This window comes from Pseudomonas nabeulensis (assembly GCF_004682045.1).
GTDB classification, from domain to species: domain Bacteria; phylum Pseudomonadota; class Gammaproteobacteria; order Pseudomonadales; family Pseudomonadaceae; genus Aquipseudomonas; species Aquipseudomonas nabeulensis.
In genome coordinates this window covers 59,211-76,113 of record NZ_QUZT01000001.1, presented here as the reverse complement: position 1 = coordinate 76,113, position 16,903 = coordinate 59,211, and the positions used below count along the sequence as shown (strand labels likewise).

Annotated in this window: 21 protein-coding genes and 1 pseudogene; all 22 read left to right on the top strand. The window is 60.7% G+C overall.

What is annotated here, in order from left to right; genetic code table 11:
* The first annotated feature begins 171 nt into the window (after positions 1 to 171).
* Entirely contained in the window at positions 172 to 516 is a 345-nt protein-coding gene (locus DYL61_RS00395) for a phage holin family protein (protein WP_069673282.1), read from the top strand.
* Between the two features lie 128 nt (positions 517 to 644).
* Positions 645 to 1,109 (top strand): hypothetical protein, encoded by a 465-nt coding sequence (locus DYL61_RS00390; protein ID WP_135306743.1) that lies wholly within the window; start codon positions 645 to 647, stop codon positions 1,107 to 1,109.
* 72 nt (positions 1,110 to 1,181) lie between these two features.
* On the top strand, positions 1,182 to 1,775 hold the full coding sequence (locus tag DYL61_RS00385) for a terminase small subunit (RefSeq protein WP_135306742.1): 594 nt from the start codon (positions 1,182 to 1,184) through the stop codon (positions 1,773 to 1,775).
* 3 nt (positions 1,776 to 1,778) lie between these two features.
* Positions 1,779 to 3,803 (top strand): phage terminase large subunit family protein, encoded by a 2,025-nt coding sequence (locus DYL61_RS00380; RefSeq protein WP_099587393.1) that lies wholly within the window; start codon positions 1,779 to 1,781, stop codon positions 3,801 to 3,803.
* Position 3,804: 1 nt separating this feature from the next.
* Positions 3,805 to 4,011, top strand: a complete 207-nt coding sequence (locus DYL61_RS00375) for a phage head-tail joining protein (RefSeq protein WP_034106735.1) — start codon at positions 3,805 to 3,807, stop codon at positions 4,009 to 4,011.
* Entirely contained in the window at positions 4,011 to 5,492 is a 1,482-nt protein-coding gene (locus DYL61_RS00370) for a phage portal protein (RefSeq protein ID WP_135306741.1), read from the top strand. Before DYL61_RS00375 ends, DYL61_RS00370 begins: the two co-directional genes overlap by 1 nt.
* Positions 5,489 to 6,619: a head maturation protease, ClpP-related gene (locus tag DYL61_RS00365; protein ID WP_135306740.1), complete on the top strand. Its 1,131-nt coding sequence runs from the start codon at positions 5,489 to 5,491 to the stop codon at positions 6,617 to 6,619. The genes DYL61_RS00370 and DYL61_RS00365 overlap by 4 nt, the downstream gene beginning before the upstream one ends.
* Complete coding sequence (locus tag DYL61_RS00360; protein ID WP_135306739.1) at positions 6,616 to 6,954, top strand: head decoration protein; 339 nt, start codon at positions 6,616 to 6,618, stop codon at positions 6,952 to 6,954. Before DYL61_RS00365 ends, DYL61_RS00360 begins: the two co-directional genes overlap by 4 nt.
* A gap of 64 nt (positions 6,955 to 7,018) precedes the next feature.
* Positions 7,019 to 8,014, top strand: a complete 996-nt coding sequence (locus DYL61_RS00355) for a major capsid protein (RefSeq protein ID WP_135306738.1) — start codon at positions 7,019 to 7,021, stop codon at positions 8,012 to 8,014.
* A 2-nt stretch (positions 8,015 to 8,016) separates the two neighbouring features.
* Positions 8,017 to 8,337, top strand: coding sequence for a head-tail joining protein (locus DYL61_RS00350; RefSeq protein ID WP_135306737.1), 321 nt, complete (start codon positions 8,017 to 8,019; stop codon positions 8,335 to 8,337).
* Positions 8,334 to 8,990, top strand: a complete 657-nt coding sequence (locus DYL61_RS00345) for a hypothetical protein (protein WP_135306736.1) — start codon at positions 8,334 to 8,336, stop codon at positions 8,988 to 8,990. Before DYL61_RS00350 ends, DYL61_RS00345 begins: the two co-directional genes overlap by 4 nt.
* Complete coding sequence (locus DYL61_RS00340) at positions 8,983 to 9,498, top strand: hypothetical protein (RefSeq protein WP_135306735.1); 516 nt, start codon at positions 8,983 to 8,985, stop codon at positions 9,496 to 9,498. Before DYL61_RS00345 ends, DYL61_RS00340 begins: the two co-directional genes overlap by 8 nt.
* Entirely contained in the window at positions 9,498 to 10,073 is a 576-nt protein-coding gene (locus DYL61_RS00335) for a phage baseplate assembly protein V (protein ID WP_135306734.1), read from the top strand. The genes DYL61_RS00340 and DYL61_RS00335 overlap by 1 nt, the downstream gene beginning before the upstream one ends.
* Positions 10,074 to 10,119: 46 nt before the next feature.
* Complete coding sequence (locus tag DYL61_RS00330) at positions 10,120 to 10,317, top strand: hypothetical protein (protein ID WP_135306733.1); 198 nt, start codon at positions 10,120 to 10,122, stop codon at positions 10,315 to 10,317.
* Between the two features lie 5 nt (positions 10,318 to 10,322).
* Positions 10,323 to 10,649, top strand: a complete 327-nt coding sequence (locus DYL61_RS00325) for a GPW/gp25 family protein (RefSeq protein ID WP_135306732.1) — start codon at positions 10,323 to 10,325, stop codon at positions 10,647 to 10,649.
* On the top strand, positions 10,646 to 11,533 hold the full coding sequence (locus tag DYL61_RS00320; protein WP_135306731.1) for a baseplate assembly protein: 888 nt from the start codon (positions 10,646 to 10,648) through the stop codon (positions 11,531 to 11,533). The genes DYL61_RS00325 and DYL61_RS00320 overlap by 4 nt, the downstream gene beginning before the upstream one ends.
* The gene (locus tag DYL61_RS00315) at positions 11,530 to 12,135 is read left to right on the top strand and encodes a phage tail protein I (protein ID WP_099587381.1); all 606 of its coding nucleotides are present in this window, start codon (positions 11,530 to 11,532) and stop codon (positions 12,133 to 12,135) included. Before DYL61_RS00320 ends, DYL61_RS00315 begins: the two co-directional genes overlap by 4 nt.
* Positions 12,132 to 14,117, top strand: a complete 1,986-nt coding sequence (locus DYL61_RS00310) for a phage tail protein (protein ID WP_135306730.1) — start codon at positions 12,132 to 12,134, stop codon at positions 14,115 to 14,117. The genes DYL61_RS00315 and DYL61_RS00310 overlap by 4 nt, the downstream gene beginning before the upstream one ends.
* 3 nt (positions 14,118 to 14,120) lie before the next feature.
* A complete protein-coding gene (locus DYL61_RS31480; protein ID WP_238704507.1) occupies positions 14,121 to 14,816 on the top strand; it encodes a tail fiber assembly protein in 696 nt (231 codons plus the stop codon).
* Positions 14,817 to 14,914: 98 nt separating this feature from the next.
* Positions 14,915 to 16,090 carry a phage tail sheath subtilisin-like domain-containing protein gene (locus tag DYL61_RS00300; RefSeq protein WP_135306729.1) on the top strand — a complete coding sequence of 392 codons (1,176 nt, stop codon included), beginning with the start codon at positions 14,915 to 14,917 and terminating at the stop codon, positions 16,088 to 16,090.
* Positions 16,091 to 16,102: 12 nt separating this feature from the next.
* On the top strand, positions 16,103 to 16,606 hold the full coding sequence (locus tag DYL61_RS00295; RefSeq protein WP_099587378.1) for a phage major tail tube protein: 504 nt from the start codon (positions 16,103 to 16,105) through the stop codon (positions 16,604 to 16,606).
* A gap of 14 nt (positions 16,607 to 16,620) precedes the next feature.
* A pseudogene (locus DYL61_RS31795) lies at positions 16,621 to 16,896 on the top strand (phage tail assembly protein); the annotation flags it as partial.
* Between the last annotated feature and the right edge of the window lie 7 nt (positions 16,897 to 16,903).

Genomic DNA, 16,903 nt, shown 5'->3' with positions numbered 1-16,903 from the left:
CATACCTGTATTGCACCCGTATTGCGCCATGGCATTAAAACTCGCTTGCTGCCACCGGAATCCACCTGTAAAAAGTACCCATCTTCGATAGGTGCGACCGCAAGCAGCGGGACTCACCACCACACTGAACCCGGCCATTGCGCCGGGTTTTTGCGTTTATGGAGTAGGGCGATGACGAACGAGCAGCAAGCGCTTATTGAGATGCCGGTCTGGATGGTGATCCTGCTGTCCCTGGTCGGCGGGATTTCCGGCGAGGCATGGCGGGCTGACAAGGCGGGGGTAAGCGGCTGGTCATTGGTTCGCCGCTTGCTCCTTCGATCCGGGGCCTGCGTGGTCTGCGGACTTTCCACCATGATGTTGCTGCACGCATCGGGCATGTCGGTACTGGCGGCGGGGAGCATTGGCTGCCTCACCGCGATGGCCGGCGCGGATGTCGCCATCGGGTTGTACGAACGCTGGGCTGCCAAACGGTTGGGCGTGTGCGATGTGCCGCCCTCGGGCAGCGGGCAGGCTTGATGCTCTAGAGGCCACGAAATACGTGGCCTGTAGCGACGTGCATCAAAATGGCGAGCCGAAAAGTCGCCGGGGACCCTGGCGGCATTCTAGGGGCACGGGGCATGAAACCCGCGGGAAAGCGTTAGCGAATGGGCTGCCAGCTTACTGAAATTCAATCCACTGAAATTGAAATAACCGGATTGAAAAACCGTCCTTTTCCATTGAATTTCGGTGGTGGCTTTTCGCTATTCATTGTCGCTAGGAATGTGCTTCTATGTGTTTTTCATCAAACACTCGGAGAGCACATGGCAATTGGTCAACAAATGATGATGGCTGTAGCTGAGTCTGTTAGCGTTTTTACAGAGCTTTATGACGGTGCCCGTGTATCCGGCGGGCCTTTGAATATCCAAGGCGGCTATTCTGCCGTGCTCGACTGCGCGCATACGAACAATCGGATCATCGTAATGACTGCGGATAGTAAGCCCGGTGAGTTCGCCATCGCAGTGGCAAACAAGAAAGATGGGAATGATGACGTCAAGCACGAGGTGCTTCCCGAAAGCCAACTGACCACCTCGACATTGCTGACGTACATGGAAGCCCATTTCACCATGTAGTTCCGACTCCCAAATCGAATAGGAGGAGGAGTGTCTGGCAGTACTCCTCCGTTCAGCCAGGGAAATCTAGATATGCTGCCCCTCTATCTGTCTAAAAGCGCTTTCGCGGTTCGCATCGGCAGGACGCCGAGTTACATCACCTGGCTCAAAGGCAACAATCGCCTGGTGCTGTCGCCGGACGGCAAAAAGGTCGACGTGCTGGCAACCGAAGCGCTGATCCTCGAAACCGCCGACCCCAGCAAGGCCGCCGTCGCTGCTCGACACCAGCAGGACCGGATTCAGCGTGACGTTTACAGCCAACTGTCCCCCCTGGTCGAGCCGACTAACACGGCTGCGCCGCAGCAGCCTCTTACCGCCAAGGGCCACGACTTCCAAAAGGCTCGCGCCATGCGCGAACACAACCTGGCGCAACTGGCCGAGATCGAACTACACAAGGCGCAGGGCTCGCTGGTTGCCAGGGATGCCGTTGAGCTTGGGGCCTACAACGCCGGGCGCCATCTGCGTGACCAGTTGTTCGGCCTGCTGCCCCAGCTGTCCCACAAGCTGGCCGCGATGACCGACCCTTGGGACATCGAAAAACACCTGACGGCGACACTCCGTAAATCACTGGAAGAGGCTGAGCGCATGTCCTCCTCCGACCTTGAACGAGCGATGACGACGAGCTGACCTATGACCACTGAAATTCCTGACGGTGACCGTGCGTACCGTGAGGCGTATTTCCGTGGGCTGCGTCCTGACCCAGACCTCTGGATCGACGAGTGGGCCGATGAGTACATGCGCATCCCGCGAGACACTGGCGCGCCGGAACCGGGCCAGTACCGCACCGAGCGTACGCCATATGCCCGCGAGCCGATGCGCTGCCTGTCACCCGCACACCCGTGCCGGCGCGTAGTCACCATGGTGGCTTCGCAGCTGATGAAAACGCAGATCGCCTTGAACTGGATGGGCGGCCTGATCCACATGGCGCCGTCCAACATCCTGGCGCTGTTGCCCAGTCTGAGTCTGTCCAAGCGGGTCTCCGGGCGGATCAGCAAGACGATCAAGGCCACCCCGGAACTGGCGAAGCGCGTAGCGGCCAGCCGCTCACGGGATGCCCGCAACACCATGGACACCAAGGAGTTCGAGGGTGGCGCCCTGTACGTCACCACGGCGGGCTCTGCGGCCAACTTGTCGGAGCTGTCGGCGCGTTACATCTACGGCGATGAGGTCGACCGTTGGGAAAACGATGTCGGCCAGGAAGGTGACCCCATCGTGCTGGCGGAAACGCGGGCGACCAACTTCGGCCGCAACGCCAAGATCTACTTCTCCAGCTCGCCGACGATCAAGGGCGCCTCGCGAATCGCGGACCTGTTCGAATCCAGCGACCAACGTTACTACTATGTGCCGTGCCCTTCATGCGGGCACATGCAGGTGCTGGAATGGGAGGGGCTGCTCTACAGCAAGGACTACAAAACGGTTCACTACCAGTGCGCCGCGCCAGATTGTGACGTCCTGATCGAGGAGCACCACAAGACCGACATGCTCGCCCGTGGCGAATGGCGTGCCCATGGCAGCGGCGATGGCAAGACGGTGGGCTTCCACCTCAACGCGCTGTACTCGCCGATTGGCTGGAAGGACTGGCCCTCGCTGGCCGAGGAGTTCGAAGACGCCAAGACGGCCCAGGCCAAGGGCGACATGGGCCTGATGCAGGTGTTCTACAACACCCGTCTCGCCAAGGTCTGGGACAGCGCGCAAGAGCAGACGAAGGCCAAGGTGCTGGTCGACAGGGCACGGTTGGAGACCTACACCCTCGGCAGCATGCCGGTGGGCGTGCTGATGCTGACCGGCGCCGTCGATGTCCAGGCCAACCGCCTGGAGCTGATGGTGATGGGCTTCGGCGTCGGCATGGAACGCTGGGTGGTCGACCACCAGGTGATCTGGGGCGATCCTGCCGACGAGCGCACCTGGGCGGTGTTGGACGAGAAGCTCAAGGCTCGCTACCGGCATCCTTGCGGAGTCGGCTTGGCGATCCTGGCGACGGGGGTCGACTCCGGCGGTCATCACACCGATGAGGTTTATCAGTTCTGCCGGGTACGGCGCTGGCGCAACATCTTCGCCATCAAGGGCGCGAGCAAGCCTGGCAAGCCAGTGATTGCTCAGCGGCCGTCCATGGTTGACGTGACCTGGAAGGGCCAGACCGAACGCGGCGGCGCCGAGCTGTGGTTTGTCGGTACCGACACCGCGAAGGACTGGATCTACAACCGCTACGCCTTCGAGGACGGCCCTGGCTCGCTGCACTTTGCCAACGACCTGCCGGACGAGTTCTTCGACCAGTGCGTGGCCGAGCGCAAGGTCGCTCGGTACGTCAAAGGCTACAAGCGTATCGAGTGGGTCAAGGGCAAGGCCGAGCGCAACGAGGCGCTCGACCTGCTGGTGTACTGCCTGGCGATGGCGCATTACCTCGGCATCAACCGCTACCAGGAACACGACTGGGAGCGGGTGCGACAGGCCCTGGCGCAGTCTGGTTTGTTCGACGATGTGTTGGGCGTCAAACCCGTGCAAGGCGAGCGCGTCGACGCTGAAGAAACACCGGCACCGGTTGCAGCGCGTCAGGCGCTACCTGCACCGCCACCAGTTGCACCTGTCGCCCAACCGCGCCCCGCTGCACCCCCACAACGCCGCAGCTCCACCAGCGGTTACCTGAAGAGACGCTGATATGTCGTTTACCCCGAAGCACCTCGAAGTCATCGAGCGCGCCATTGCACGCGGTGAAAAGACCGTGCGCTACAGCGACCGCACGGTGGAGTACCGCTCTATCGACGAACTGCTCAAGGCCCGTGACGAGATCCGCACGTCGCTGAGCCAAGCCGCCGGCCCGCGCTCTCGCGTGATCCGGCTTACCCACGGAGGCAAGGGCATCTAATGGCTCGACATTATCCGACGCTCACCCGTAATGGATTCTTGCTGCCGTCGAACATCAAGGCCAGTTACGAAGGCGCCGGTGAGGGCCGACGTTCGGCCAGTTGGGAGGCTAGCGAAAACGGCATCAACAGCATCAACACCCCGGCGCTGCGCAACCTGCGCGCACGTTCGCGGGCGGCGGTGCGCAATGACCCGTATGCGTTCAACGTCATCGACAAGCGCGTCAGCAACCTGATCGGCACGGGCATCACGCCCAGGCCGACCACGGAAGACGCAGATCTGCGCAAACTCCAGCAGCAGCTTTGGGATGACTGGGTGGATGAAGCGGACGCCGATGAGCTGACCGACTTCTACGGCATGCAGGCCCTGGTGGCGCGCACCGTGGAAACGGCCGGAGAGTGCTTTGTGCGGTTGCGACCGCGCAGCCCCAGTGAAGGTTTGGCGGTACCGCTGCAGCTGCAGGCGCTGGCCCCTGAGTTTGTCCCTCACGACAAATTCGAAACGGCCAAAAACGGCAACGTGATCCGCGCCGGGATCGAGTTCAACCCGGCCGGCAAGCGTGTGGCGTATTGGATGTACTTGTCGCACCCACGCGACTCGTCGTCCTTGAACGCTGGTTACAACCAGTTGGTGCGGGTGCCAGCGGCGCAGGTGCTGCACATCTTCGAACCAATGGAGCCAGGCCAGTTGCGCGGTGTACCGCGTCTGGCACCTGTGCTGAAACGCCTGCGCAGCCTGGACAACTACGACGACGCGGTGCTGTTCCGCCAGGAGGTGGCGAACCTGTTCGCCGGCTTCATTAAGCGGCCAGCCCCTGACAGTGGTCAGCAACCACGCGATCCTGTCACCGGGCAGTTGCTGACCACCGACCGCGACGGCTTCACGCCGATGGTCGCCCTGGAACCCGGCACCATGCAGGAGCTGGCGCCAGGTGAAGAGGTGGAGTTCTCCAAACCACCCGACGCCGGCAACAACTACCCGGACTTCATGCGGCAGCAACTGATGGCTGCGGCGGCAGGTTCGGGCACGCCTTACGAGATCCTCACTGGCGACATGCGCGAGGTCAACGACCGGGCGCTGCGGGTGGTGCTCAACGAGTTCCGTCGCCGCTTGGAGCAACTGCAATTCGGCGTGTACGTGCATCAGCTGTGTCGCCCGGTGCGCGCCGCGTGGATGGACATGGCGGTGTTGTCCGGCGCGCTGGTGCTGGCGGATTACGCGCAACGGCGCCGCGAATACCTGCGCACACGCTGGGTGCCGCAAGGCTGGGCCTACATCCAGCCGGTACAGGACGTGCAGGCGCGGCGTATGGAAGTGCAGGCGGGCTTTGGTTCGCGCAGTGAAATGTGTCTGCGCAACGGCTACGACGCCGAAACCATCGACGCGGAAAACGCTGCCGACCTCGCCAGGTCCACGGACCTCGGCCTCAACTACACGACGCTTGATGCCATCGAGACGTTTGATGAAAAGGAACAACCATGAGCAAAAAAACCAAGCCCCGCGTTTATGACAAGGCGGGCAAGCAGGTCAAGGTCGCCGACAAAAGCTGGTACACGCTCCAGGCCAGCGGCGAAGCCGAGCAGCGCAACATCGAGATCTTCGTCTACGGCGAGATCGGCGCCTGGGGCGTCACCGCCAATCAGTTCGTGCAGGATCTGCGTGCCATGGATGACGGCGTGTCGCCGGTGATCGTTGCGTTCAACAGCATCGGCGGTGACCTGTTCGACGGTCTGGCGATCCACAACGCGCTGTCGCGCTTGGGCGAGCGCTGCACCGGCCGCATTGACGCCCTAGCGGCGAGCGCGGCCAGTGTCGCGGTGTGCGGCGCTCACCGTGTGGTGATCGCGGCAAACGCCATGCTGATGATCCACAACCCCTACACCTTCACCAGTGGTGATGCTGAAGACTTCCGCCGTGTGGCCGACGTGCTGGACCAGACTCTGGAAGCGATTATCGCGGCCTACAAAGCCAAGGCACCGGACATTGACGACGCCGAGCTGCGGCGCATGGTCAACGCTGAAACCTGGCTCACGGCCAATGAAGCGGTGGCGCTGGGCCTGGCCGATGAAGTGGGCGACGGCCTCAAGGTCAGCGCCTGTCTCGGCCAGGGCAGCGTGCTACAGCGTTTCCAGCATGCCCCGCCTGAGCTGCTCGCTCAATTGGACGAAGAGCCGGAAGTAGAACCGCCTGAGCCTGATACGGCCCCAGTGCTGGACGCGGCCAAGCTGGCGCTGATGGTCACACAAGGATGTGCAGCGGCGGGTATCAGCAACCTGGTGGATCCGATACTCGCCGCGACCAAGCTTGAAAGCGAAACCGTGGTCCAGGCTGCGCTGACCAAGGCCAAAGCCTTGCACGGCCTGTGTGTCGCGGCGCGCCTGCCTGAGCTGACCGGCGAGTTCATCGCTGCCGGCCTTGACGAAGCCGCAGTCCGTGCGCGTCTTTTTGACAAGCTGGTCAGCAGCGGTGGTGGCTTTGAAATCAACAACGCCTTGCCGCTGGATAACGACCCGGCACTCACGGTCAAGGCCAAGCAGGTCGACAGCCAATCAATCTGGGCCACCCGTCAGGCGGCACAAAACGGTAACTCGAAAGGAGCAAGAGCATGAAAACTGAATCGATGCACGCAGGTGAGTTCCTGCTGTCTGAGGGCGCTGGCAATATTTCCCGCGAAGCGATCAACGTCGCTGCCGGTGTCGCGCTGGAACCGGGCCAGATCTTGGGCTTGGTCACGCTCACCGGAGAGTTTGCGCCGTACCAGCCAACTGCCGAAGACGGCACCGAAAACGCCATCGCGATCCTCTACGGGCCGCTGGGCGAGTCGGATGTGCCGCGTCGCGGTCGTGCCATCGTGCGCTTGGCTGAGGTCAGCGAAGCGCATCTTACCGGCCTCGATCCCGCTGCTGAAAAAGCGCTGGGCACCCACTTCGTGATCGTCCGCTAAGACGTTCACCCTGTTTTATTCATCCCGCCATGTGCGGGATTTTTCGTTTCTGGAGAGTACCCCCATGGCCGATATCGCCATTTTTGAAGACGATGCATTCAGCGTCTCGTCGTTGACCGCTGCAATCAATGACCAGGAATATCTGCCGGGCCGCATCAGTAGCCTGGGCCTGTTTCGCGAAGAGGGCATCAGCACCCTGACCGTGCAGATCGAGAAGGACGGTGACACCCTGGCTCTGGTGCCGGCGGGTGAGCGTGGCACCTCGGGCCTGGTGGTCGGCGCGACCAAGCGTCAGTTGATTCCGTTCAACACCGTCCACTTGCCGGAACGCTTCACCATCAAGGCCGACGAAATCCAAGGCATTCGCGCCTTCGGCACGCGCACCGAGTTGCAGGCCGTTCAGGATGTGGTCAACAAGCGTCTGGCGAAAGCGCGCCGGCAGTTGGACGCGACCCACGAGTTCCAGCGCATGGGCGCGTTGAATGGCCAGGTCCTGGACGCCGATGGCAAGACGGTCCTGTTGGACATTTATAAATCCTTCGGTGTGAATCGCCTGAAGCTTCAGATGGGCTTGAACAGCCCCGACACCGAGCTGCGGGTCAAATGCGGCGAAGCCTTGGACATGCAAGAGGAAGCCCTCGGCAGTGTCACCAGCAGCGGCTCGCGTGCGATGTGCGGCAAGAACTTCTGGAACAAGCTCATCGTGCATAAGTCGGTCAAAGAGACCTACCTCAACACCATGCAGGCCGCGTCCCTGCGAGGCGATGCCCGTGAAAGCTTCGAGTACGGCGGGATCGTTTGGGAGCGTTATCGCGGCAAAGTGGCGGGTGTGGCGTTCGTCCACGACGACAAGGCCCTGCTGATCCCCGAGGGCGTGCCGGATCTGTACATCTCGTGCTTCGCGCCGGCCGACTACATGGAAACGGTCAACACCCAGGGCATCCCGTACTACAGCAAGATCGAGCCACTGCAGTTCGGCAAGGGCGTGGCCGGTGAAGCCCAGTCCAACCCGCTGCACCTGTGCACGCGGCCTCGGGCGCAGATCCTGCTGGAACTCTGACCGTGGCCTTCCGCGATCTGATCGACGACATCGACGATGTGGTGTTCGACACCCTGGGCGACAGTGCCCAGATCGAAGGCCGCGCTGAGCCGGTGCTGGGTATGTTCGCGGCACCCTGGAAAGCGCCGCAGTTCGGCAAGGTCCACACCGGATTGCGCGAGCCTCGTTTTGAGGTTCGCGTGAAAGACTCGGACGGTCTGAGCAAGGGTCTGCGGGTCACCATTGATCTGCCCACGCTAGACGGTGGGGGCGACTACGATCTGCTGCAGCTGGAGCCCGGTGGCGATGGCCTGGTGGCCCTGATTTTGAGGAAGCGCCCATGAGTGTCGGCAGCTACGTGCATCAGACTCGCGACAGCGGGATGCTCAACATTCAGCCGTCAGCAGTGCATTCCCAGGCCTTGCGCGAGTTCGGCCAGTTGGTGCCCAAGGCTGCTGCAGCGGCACAGCGTCGTGCGATCAACAAGACGCTGGGCTGGCTGCGTACCCACATCGCTCGCGCCGTGGGCAAGCAGGAACGCATCGCCATCGGCGCCGTTCGGCAACGTCTGCGGGCCTACCCGGTCAGTGGCGGGGCGATGCGCGGCAAGTTGTGGTTCGGGGTCAACGCCATCGAGGCCAGCCGGATCGGTAAGGCTCGGCAAACTCGCGCTGGCGTCTCGGTGGCGGGGCGGCGTTACCAGGGCGCGTTCTTCAAGCAAGTGTATGGCAGCAGTCCTGACATCTGGATCCGCACGTCGAGCAAGCACTTCAACGCCTCGGACTATCCCGACAGCACTCAGGGCCGGCGCAGCTCGGGCTTTATCGCGGAGAGCGACAACCGCTTCCCGCTGGCGAAAGCCAAGGTCTCGCTGGACCAGGTGCGGCCGCACTTCGACAACTGGGTGAAACAGGCCGATGAGCGCTTGCTGGAAATCCTCAAGCAAGAACTCAACTTTGAACTGCAGAAGTACCTCAAGGGGACCGCCCGTGTCTGATCGACCTTTCAGCCTTGACCGTTTGTATGAGGCCATCGAGCAGCACCTGCAGGATCAGTTGCCGGGCCTTCAGGGCGTTTCGTTCTGGCCGGACTTGTCGGCAGACACCAGCCTCCCCACACCCGTGGTGCTGCTGGAGATGGCCGAGATGGAGCCCGCGCAGGATCTCGGCACGGGTGAAACCGCGCTCACCTGCAAGTTCGAGGCGCGGATCATCGTCGATTCGATCAGTGCGGATCCTCAACGGCAGGCGGTGCAATTGGCCTCTCAACTGGCGGTGCTTCTAAGGGGGCAGAGCTGGGGGTTGGAAGTCGACTGCGCCGAGTTCGTGCGCTCCACCCAGGACTGGACCAAGCCCGAGCTGGACGGCTATTTCGTTTGGCTGGTGGAGTGGGACCAGACGGTTTACCTGGGCGCCGAGGAATGGCCGTGGCCGGATGAGCCGCCGGGCACCTTGGTCATCGACCTTGGGCCGGGCGTTGGGCAGATCAAACCGGAGGATCTGTAATGAGCTACGCCAGTGCCCAGCATGACCGGATGATCGCCTCGACGGTGATGCCCTGCGTGGTGGTGGCGGTCGATCTGACCACCGCCATGGTGCGCGTGCAGTCGGGCGACTGGACCAGCGCCTGGGTGCGCTGGCACAGCCAGGCGGCAGGCAAGGCGCGCCACTGGCGGGTGCCGAGCCTGAAAGAGCAGGGCGTGTTGATCAGCCCAAGCGGTGAGCCGGCGATGGGTACGTTCATCCCCGGCTTGTACGGCAATGCAGGTGCCCAGCCGGACAACCGCGACCACGTCGAGGTGTGGCGTTTCGACGATGGCGGTTCCCTGGTCTACGACTGGCAGGCCCACAGCTACACCATCGACCTGCCAGCCGGCACCGTGACGGTCAAGGTCGGCGGGTCTGTGTGGGAGATGACGCCAGACAGCACGCGGTTGGTGTCAGGCGCGATCAACCTGGTGGGCGCTGTCACTATCGACGGTGCAACCCAGATCAAGGGGCCGTTGCACGCGACCGGCAACATCAATAGCGACGGCCAGGTCATCGACGTTGGCGGCAACACGCCGAACCACAAACACTGATTTCAACCCGCCCTGTGCGGGTTTTTCGTTTTAGGAGCATCCGTTGATGAGTAAGAACAAACCCGACAGCCAGGACGATGCACGGCCTGGCCGAGTTTTCCGCGACACGCTCTACACCTCGCGCACCTTGGTCTTCGCCGATGGCAGTACGGCAGCGGTTGCCAAGGGGCGAGTGACAGCGAGCAGCGATGAGCAATTCGCCCAGCTGCAGGCGCGCCCGGATCTGGAACTGCTGCAGGAGTAACTCCGATGATCGGAATGGATCGCCACACCGGCAAACCGCTGTCCGGTCTCGACCATCTCCGGCAGTCCGTAGGGGACATTCTCAGCACGCCCGTGGGCAGTCGGCGGATGCGACCTGAGTACGGCAGCCAGATCCGGCGCTTTGTCGACCTGCCGGTTAACGCCGGTTGGAAGAGTGCGGTGCAGGCCGAAGTGGCTCGCTCGCTGGGACGCTGGGAGCCGCGGCTCAAGCTGGAACAGGTGCAGGTCGTTGCCGTCGTCAGCGGCCGCATCGACTTCAAGTTAACGGGCGAGTACTTGGGCGAAAGCCTACTGCTGGAGGTGTCGGCATGAGCACGGTGGATTTATCAGCGTTGCCGGCGCCGCAGGTGCTGGAGTCGCTGGACTACGAAGCGCTGTACGAAGAAGGCCTCGCTGCTTTTCGCGAGTACATGGGCGATAACTGGTCCGCCGCGCTGGAAAGCGACCCGGTGGTCAAGCTCGTCGAACTGGGCGCCTACGGCAAGATGCAAAATCGCGCACGGGTCAACGACGCGGCCAAGGCGCTGATGCTGGCGTACGCCGAAAAGGAAGATCTGGATCAGCTCGCGGCCAACGTGAAACTTCAACGGCTGGTGATACAGCCGGCCAACCTGTTGGCGGTTCCGCCGGTCGAAGAAGTTAAAGAGTCTGACGATGCTCTGCGCGAGCGTATCCAACTGGTTTACGAAGGACTGACTACAGCAGGCCCCCGTAACAGCTACATCTTCCATGCACGCAACGCTTCGGCGCTGGTCGCCGATGCCACGGCAGAAAGCCCATCACCCGCTGTCGTGGTAGTGACCGTGCTAAGCCTTAGCGGTAGCGGTATGGCTGATCAGCTATTGCTTGACGCGGTGCATACCAAGCTCAGCGACGATGACGTCCGGCCGGTGGGTGACCGCCTCATTGTGCAGAGCGCCGAGATCCTGAATTACCGAGTGGATGCCGTGCTGCACATGCAGGGCGCTGGACCGGAAAACGACGCCATCCTGGCCGAGGCGACCCGGCGGCTTGCTGCCTGGATAAACCCGCGCAAACGCCTGGCATTGGAAGTTGCTCAATCTGGCGTCAACGCCCAGTTGCACATCAGCGGCGTCGGTCGGGTAGAACTGAAGAACTGGAAAGACCTCAAGCCCAGCAAATCCCAGGCGGCGTATTGCACAGGCTACAGCGTCGTTCTTGGTGGCACATCATGACCAGTTTGTTGCCGCTGAACAGTACGCAGTTGGAGCGCGCTATCGAGGCCGCGTTGGCCGAGAAAACCGCCATCCCACTGCGCACCCTGTACAACCCGGACACCTGCCCGGCGCCTCTGCTGCCATGGCTGGCCTGGACTTGGTCGGTCGACCGCTGGGACAACAAATGGTCCGAAGCCGTCAAGCGCTCGGCCATCCGTTCTGCGTTTTACGTGCACGCGCACAAAGGAACCATTGGCGCCCTGCGTCGGGTGGTCGAGCCGCTCGGTTACCTGATCGAGGTGATGGAGTGGTGGCAGACCACGCCCAAAGGTATTCCCGGCACCTTCGCCTTGAAGGTTGGTGTTCTGGAAACCGGAATCACCGAAGAGATGTACCTGGAGCTGGAGCGCCTGATCGACGACGCCAAGCCCGTCAGCCGCCCCTTGACCGGACTGGCGATCAGCCTCGAAACCCAAGGCGCCATACACATCGGTGTCGCCCTCTACGAAGGCGACGTAATCGACGTCTACCCACCCGTGCAGCGTGACATCGATGTCACCGGCTACATCGGCGTGGTCGGGCGCGAACACAGCATAGACACTCTGGACGTTTACCCATGATTGATCGCAACTCGCAATTTATGGCGATCCTCACCAACGTGGGGGCCGCAAAGTTGGCAAATGCCAATGCCTTGGGGATTCCCTGGAACCTGACCCAGCTCGGGGTAGGGGATGCCAATGGCACTGATCCTATGCCCAGCGCAACACAGACCAAGCTGATCAACGAGCAGCGACGTGCACCGCTGAATCAACTGCGCGTTGATCCGGTTAACGCGGCGGTGATCATTGCTGAGCAGGTGATCCCGGCGGACGTGGGTGGTTGGTGGGTCCGGGAGATCGGGTTGTACGATTCGGACGGTGACTTGGTTGCTGTTGCCAACTGTGCGCCAAGCTATAAATCAGCTTTGGACCAGGGCTCAGGTCGTACGCAAATCGTGCGGATGAACTTCATTGTTTCCAGCATCAGTAACATTGTTCTGAAGATTGATCCTTCGATTGTGCTGGCGACCCGCGAATATGTTGACCTGTCGATTGCTGAGGCGCTCAACAAGCAGGACTTCAAGCATTCGGTGCTCGTGGCCACCACGGCGAACATCGTCTTGAGTGGCCTACAGACTGTCGACGGCGTCGCGCTTGCCGCAGATGACCGCGTACTGGTGAAAGACCAGACTCAGGCAAAAAACAACGGTATCTACGTTGTGCCGGCAGCCGGTGCCTGGAAGCGCGCTCAAGATGCTGACGCCGGTGCCGAGGTCACACCGGGCCTGTTCGTCACCGTTGAGAAAGGTACTACCAACGGTGATAGCGTTTGGCAGCTCGTGACAGATGCGCCGATTGTACTTGGCACCACTGCACTGACTTTTGAAGTGGTTGCCGGGCGCACGGGGGTTGTCGCTGGCACCTACCGCAGCTTGACCGTGGATAAGCTCGGTCGCGTTATTGCAGGCACGAACCCCACGACGCTTGCGGGTGCCGGTATTACTGACGCTATCCTTTCAACGCCTCAAACTGGTGTTGTTGGGAAAATCGCGGACATTGCCAGGCACCAGATTGGCGTATATGCGAGTGGGACCACCGATAGCCCGCCTAGCTCAAGTGGTGGCTTGTTTTTGCATATGAAGTACCCCGGCGAATCTCTCGCCGCGTTCGATATTTTCGGGCATGTAGGGGGTGGCGGTGATATTTTTGGCTTCCGGCGTGTGCTTGCCGATGGGTCATTTGTACATCGAACTGTTTATCACGACGGAAACTTCGACCCTGCAACTAAAATGCCTGTTAGTGGTGGGGCTTACTCGCCTAGTTTTTTCAGCCTGCGCATTACTACTAACTCCTTGCCTATTAACAATCCAGGCGCATACGTTTCATACGGAGCTGACGGGCAGTTCACTAACGCTTTCAATTCTGTGTGCAACCGAAGCTCAGGAACTGGCGGTTTTACCTGGAGAACTGTTAACGCCGACAACAGCGCCACCGGCCCTACAATGACTTACTCCTATGAGGGCCTGTTAACTGTTCCTTCGTTGGCTGTATCAGGGGTGGCTACTGTTCCAACTCAGGACGCGGGCGATAATAGCAAGCGAATTGCTAATACAGAATTCGTGAAAGCTTGGACATCGCAGTACCCGCTCCGCGACTCGATAACAGCATTGGGGTTGGCGAGTGGTGATAAAAACCTGCCTTACATGCGAAAAGATACAACCGGTGAGCTTGTAATGCTCCAGCCGTTAAAGCCCAAGGATACGGCCCTGCTCGCTGCTAACGGCTGGAGTAAGAACGCCGATACCGGCGAGATTATTCAATGGGCTGAGGTTGTTGTTGGCGATACCCCTGGAACTACTTTAGTTCCAGTTACATGGCCGTTTCAGTTTCCTGGCCAGTGTTTAAATGTAAGGCCAAGTCTAAAGCTAGCGGCTAGTACTGCGTCGGCGCTGGGTGTTTCGGTGTCTGCGATTACAGCAACTGGGTGTACTGTGAGAGTTGAGGAGTGGGCCTCTGTAGTGCAAACAGGACTAGTTTTAATGGTAGAGGCCAGGGGATTCTAATAAATGAAAATTTTCTATAGCGCAAAAGATAATACGTTCTTCAATGAGGTATTCCACAATACTCGGGCTATTCAGGTGGCTGACCCCGAGTGGGTGCGGCCTACCGTGGCTGTTCCTGACCCGGAGTGGATTCGCCCAAGTATTTCAGTGCCCAACCCGGCCTGGGTTGAGCTTGAGGGAGAGGGTGAGGAAACGGTTGCTCAAGCGGAATATAAAACCATTTTGATTCCTGATCCTGAGGCAGCGCATCCAATGATTATGGTTCCAGATGAGGGAGCTTCACCTCCGCTCATTACCGTGCCTAACCCTACGTGCTTGCTTCCACCAGCGTCCGAGCTTATCGACGTAACGCAGGATGAGCACGACGAGATTTACCGAGTGCTTTCGCTGGGTGGCTCAGTGCTTGCGCCTGGCGAAAACGGACGGCCAAGCACTGTTCCAGCGCCTGGCCCTACGCTGGAAGAACAGAAAAACCGCGAGCGTGCAATCCGCGACCGCGTGTTGCTGCTCACAGATCCGTTGATCTCGCGGCACCGTGATGAGGTGGAGGCCGAGCGGCCTACGGCCCTCACGGCAGAGCAGTACAAGCAGTTGCAGGGCTACCGGCAGGATCTGCGCGACTGGCCTGAGTCGGAGTACTTCCCGGCAATTGAGTACAGGCCTGAACAGCCTGCATGGCTGGCTCAGTTGATCCAATAACGTCCCGCACTGACGGGGCCTTTTCTTTTCCGTTACGCGCATCACTGCCAACCCACGGCCTCGCTTATGCGGGGCTTTCTCGTTTCTGGAGTTCAACCATGAGTACTGCAGGTGGTTTTTTTCACGGCGTCACCGTGACCAACGTCGATACCGGCACGCGGCCTATCGCCGTGCCGTCGTCGTCGATCATTGGCCTTTGCGACACATTCACCCCTGGCCCTGGTGCCAGTGCGTTGCCCAATCAGCTGATGCTGATCACCCGCGAAAGCGAAGCCATCGCCGCCTGGGGCGCAGACGCGGCAATCACCAAGGCGGTGCAGGCTATTTACGTTCGTTCCAAGGCGGTGATTGTCGCCTGTGGTGTGGAGAAACTGGCAGACGCGGCCGCGCAGACCTCGGCCATCATCGGTGGCGTCCTGGCGAACGGTACTCGCACCGGCATGAAGGCGCTGCTCGACGGCAAGAGCCGTTTCAACGCGCAGCCCCGCTTGCTGGCCGCACCCAAGCACACCGCGACCTTGCCCGTCGCCACGGCGCTGGTGGCGCTGAGCGAAAAGCTGCGCGCCATGGCAATCATCGACGGTCCCAACACCACCGACGAAGCCGTCATGGAGTACCGCGAAAACTTCGGCAGCAAGCGTGTGTTCCTGGTCGACCCCGGCGTGCAGTACTGGGACACCGCATTCAGTGCCACCGTCGATGCACCAGGTTCAGCCTGGGTCGCCGGGCTCTTCGCCTGGACCGATTCGGAATACGGCTTCTGGGCGTCGCCGTCGAACAAAGAGTTTGTCGGCCTCACCGGCACCGGCCGTCCTATCGAGTTCCTGGACGGCGACGAAACCTGCCGGGCCAACCTGCTCAACAACGCGCAGATCACCACCATCATCCGTGATGACGGGTTCCGCCTTTGGGGCAACCGCACCTGCTCCAGCGATCCGAAGTGGGCGTTTGTCACTCGCGTGCGGACCATGGACATCGTTATGGACGCGATCCTTTACGGCCATAAATGGGCGGTGGACCGCTCGATTACCAAGACCTACGTCAGCGACGTCACGAACGGTCTGCAGGCCTTTATGCGCGACCTGAAAAATCAGGGCGCAGTGATCAACTTCGAGGTGTTCGCGGACCCGGAGCTGAACACAGCCAGCCAGCTGGAACAGGGCAAGGTGTATTGGAACATCCGCTTCACCGACGTGCCGCCGGCAGAAAACCCCAACTTCCGGGTCGAGGTCACCAACCAGTGGCTGACCGAAGTCCTCGACACCAACGCATAAGGAGAACCCCAGATGGTTCCGCAAACGCTCTACAACATGAACGCCCATATCGATGGCCTCAGCTTCAACGGGGAGATCACCAGTCTGACGCTCCCCAAGCTCACCTTGAAAACCGAGGAACATCGAGCTGGCGGTATGGATGCCCCGGTGGAGATGGATCAGGGAATGGAAAAACTGGAGTCCAGTTTTGCCGGCAAAGGTGCGCGCCCCGAGATCATGAAGTTTTACGGCTTGGCCGATCAGACTGCGTTCAACGCGGTGTTCCGGGGTTCCTTCAAAGGCCAGAAAGGCGCGACCACGGCAGTGGTCGCCACCCTGCGCGGCATGCTCAAAGAGATTGATCCGGGCGACTGGAAAGCAGGTGAGGCCGGGGAGTTCAAGTACTCCGTTGCTGTCAGCTATTACAAGCTCGAAGTCGCTGGCCGCCTGATGTACGAAATCGATCCTATCAACTGCGTGCGGGTCATCAATGGTGTGGATCAACTCGCCAGCGTCCGCCGCGACCTGGGCATGTAAGGGAAATATTTCGCATGAAAAGAAAACTCAAAGAGCTGCCTTCCTGGCTCGCCATTGCCACTGACTGCGCGACGATCAACCTGACTCGTCCAAGTGACGTTAATGGCGTCACGGTCGACCAGTTGACCCTGCGCGCTCCGACGTTGCGCGAGGTGCGTGCCTCTGACGCAATCGGTGGCGCTGACGTCGTGTTGCGTGAGGTGACCTTGTTCGCCTCGCTTACCGACGTCGGTACCAAGGACATCGATGGGCTCAAAATGACGGACTACGCACGGGTGCAGACGGCATATTCGCAAT

Coding starts and splice junctions, on each gene's coding strand:
- DYL61_RS00395 (WP_069673282.1), top strand. CDS start 172: ATGACGAACGAGCAGCAAGCGCTTATTGAGATGCCGGTCTGGATGGTG.
- DYL61_RS00390 (WP_135306743.1), top strand. CDS start 645: ATGGGCTGCCAGCTTACTGAAATTCAATCCACTGAAATTGAAATAACC.
- DYL61_RS00385 (WP_135306742.1), top strand. CDS start 1,182: ATGCTGCCCCTCTATCTGTCTAAAAGCGCTTTCGCGGTTCGCATCGGC.
- DYL61_RS00380 (WP_099587393.1), top strand. CDS start 1,779: ATGACCACTGAAATTCCTGACGGTGACCGTGCGTACCGTGAGGCGTAT.
- DYL61_RS00375 (WP_034106735.1), top strand. CDS start 3,805: ATGTCGTTTACCCCGAAGCACCTCGAAGTCATCGAGCGCGCCATTGCA.
- DYL61_RS00370 (WP_135306741.1), top strand. CDS start 4,011: ATGGCTCGACATTATCCGACGCTCACCCGTAATGGATTCTTGCTGCCG.
- DYL61_RS00365 (WP_135306740.1), top strand. CDS start 5,489: ATGAGCAAAAAAACCAAGCCCCGCGTTTATGACAAGGCGGGCAAGCAG.
- DYL61_RS00360 (WP_135306739.1), top strand. CDS start 6,616: ATGAAAACTGAATCGATGCACGCAGGTGAGTTCCTGCTGTCTGAGGGC.
- DYL61_RS00355 (WP_135306738.1), top strand. CDS start 7,019: ATGGCCGATATCGCCATTTTTGAAGACGATGCATTCAGCGTCTCGTCG.
- DYL61_RS00345 (WP_135306736.1), top strand. CDS start 8,334: ATGAGTGTCGGCAGCTACGTGCATCAGACTCGCGACAGCGGGATGCTC.
- DYL61_RS00335 (WP_135306734.1), top strand. CDS start 9,498: ATGAGCTACGCCAGTGCCCAGCATGACCGGATGATCGCCTCGACGGTG.
- DYL61_RS00330 (WP_135306733.1), top strand. CDS start 10,120: ATGAGTAAGAACAAACCCGACAGCCAGGACGATGCACGGCCTGGCCGA.
- DYL61_RS00325 (WP_135306732.1), top strand. CDS start 10,323: ATGATCGGAATGGATCGCCACACCGGCAAACCGCTGTCCGGTCTCGAC.
- DYL61_RS00320 (WP_135306731.1), top strand. CDS start 10,646: ATGAGCACGGTGGATTTATCAGCGTTGCCGGCGCCGCAGGTGCTGGAG.
- DYL61_RS00315 (WP_099587381.1), top strand. CDS start 11,530: ATGACCAGTTTGTTGCCGCTGAACAGTACGCAGTTGGAGCGCGCTATC.
- DYL61_RS00310 (WP_135306730.1), top strand. CDS start 12,132: ATGATTGATCGCAACTCGCAATTTATGGCGATCCTCACCAACGTGGGG.
- DYL61_RS31480 (WP_238704507.1), top strand. CDS start 14,121: ATGAAAATTTTCTATAGCGCAAAAGATAATACGTTCTTCAATGAGGTA.
- DYL61_RS00300 (WP_135306729.1), top strand. CDS start 14,915: ATGAGTACTGCAGGTGGTTTTTTTCACGGCGTCACCGTGACCAACGTC.
- DYL61_RS00295 (WP_099587378.1), top strand. CDS start 16,103: ATGGTTCCGCAAACGCTCTACAACATGAACGCCCATATCGATGGCCTC.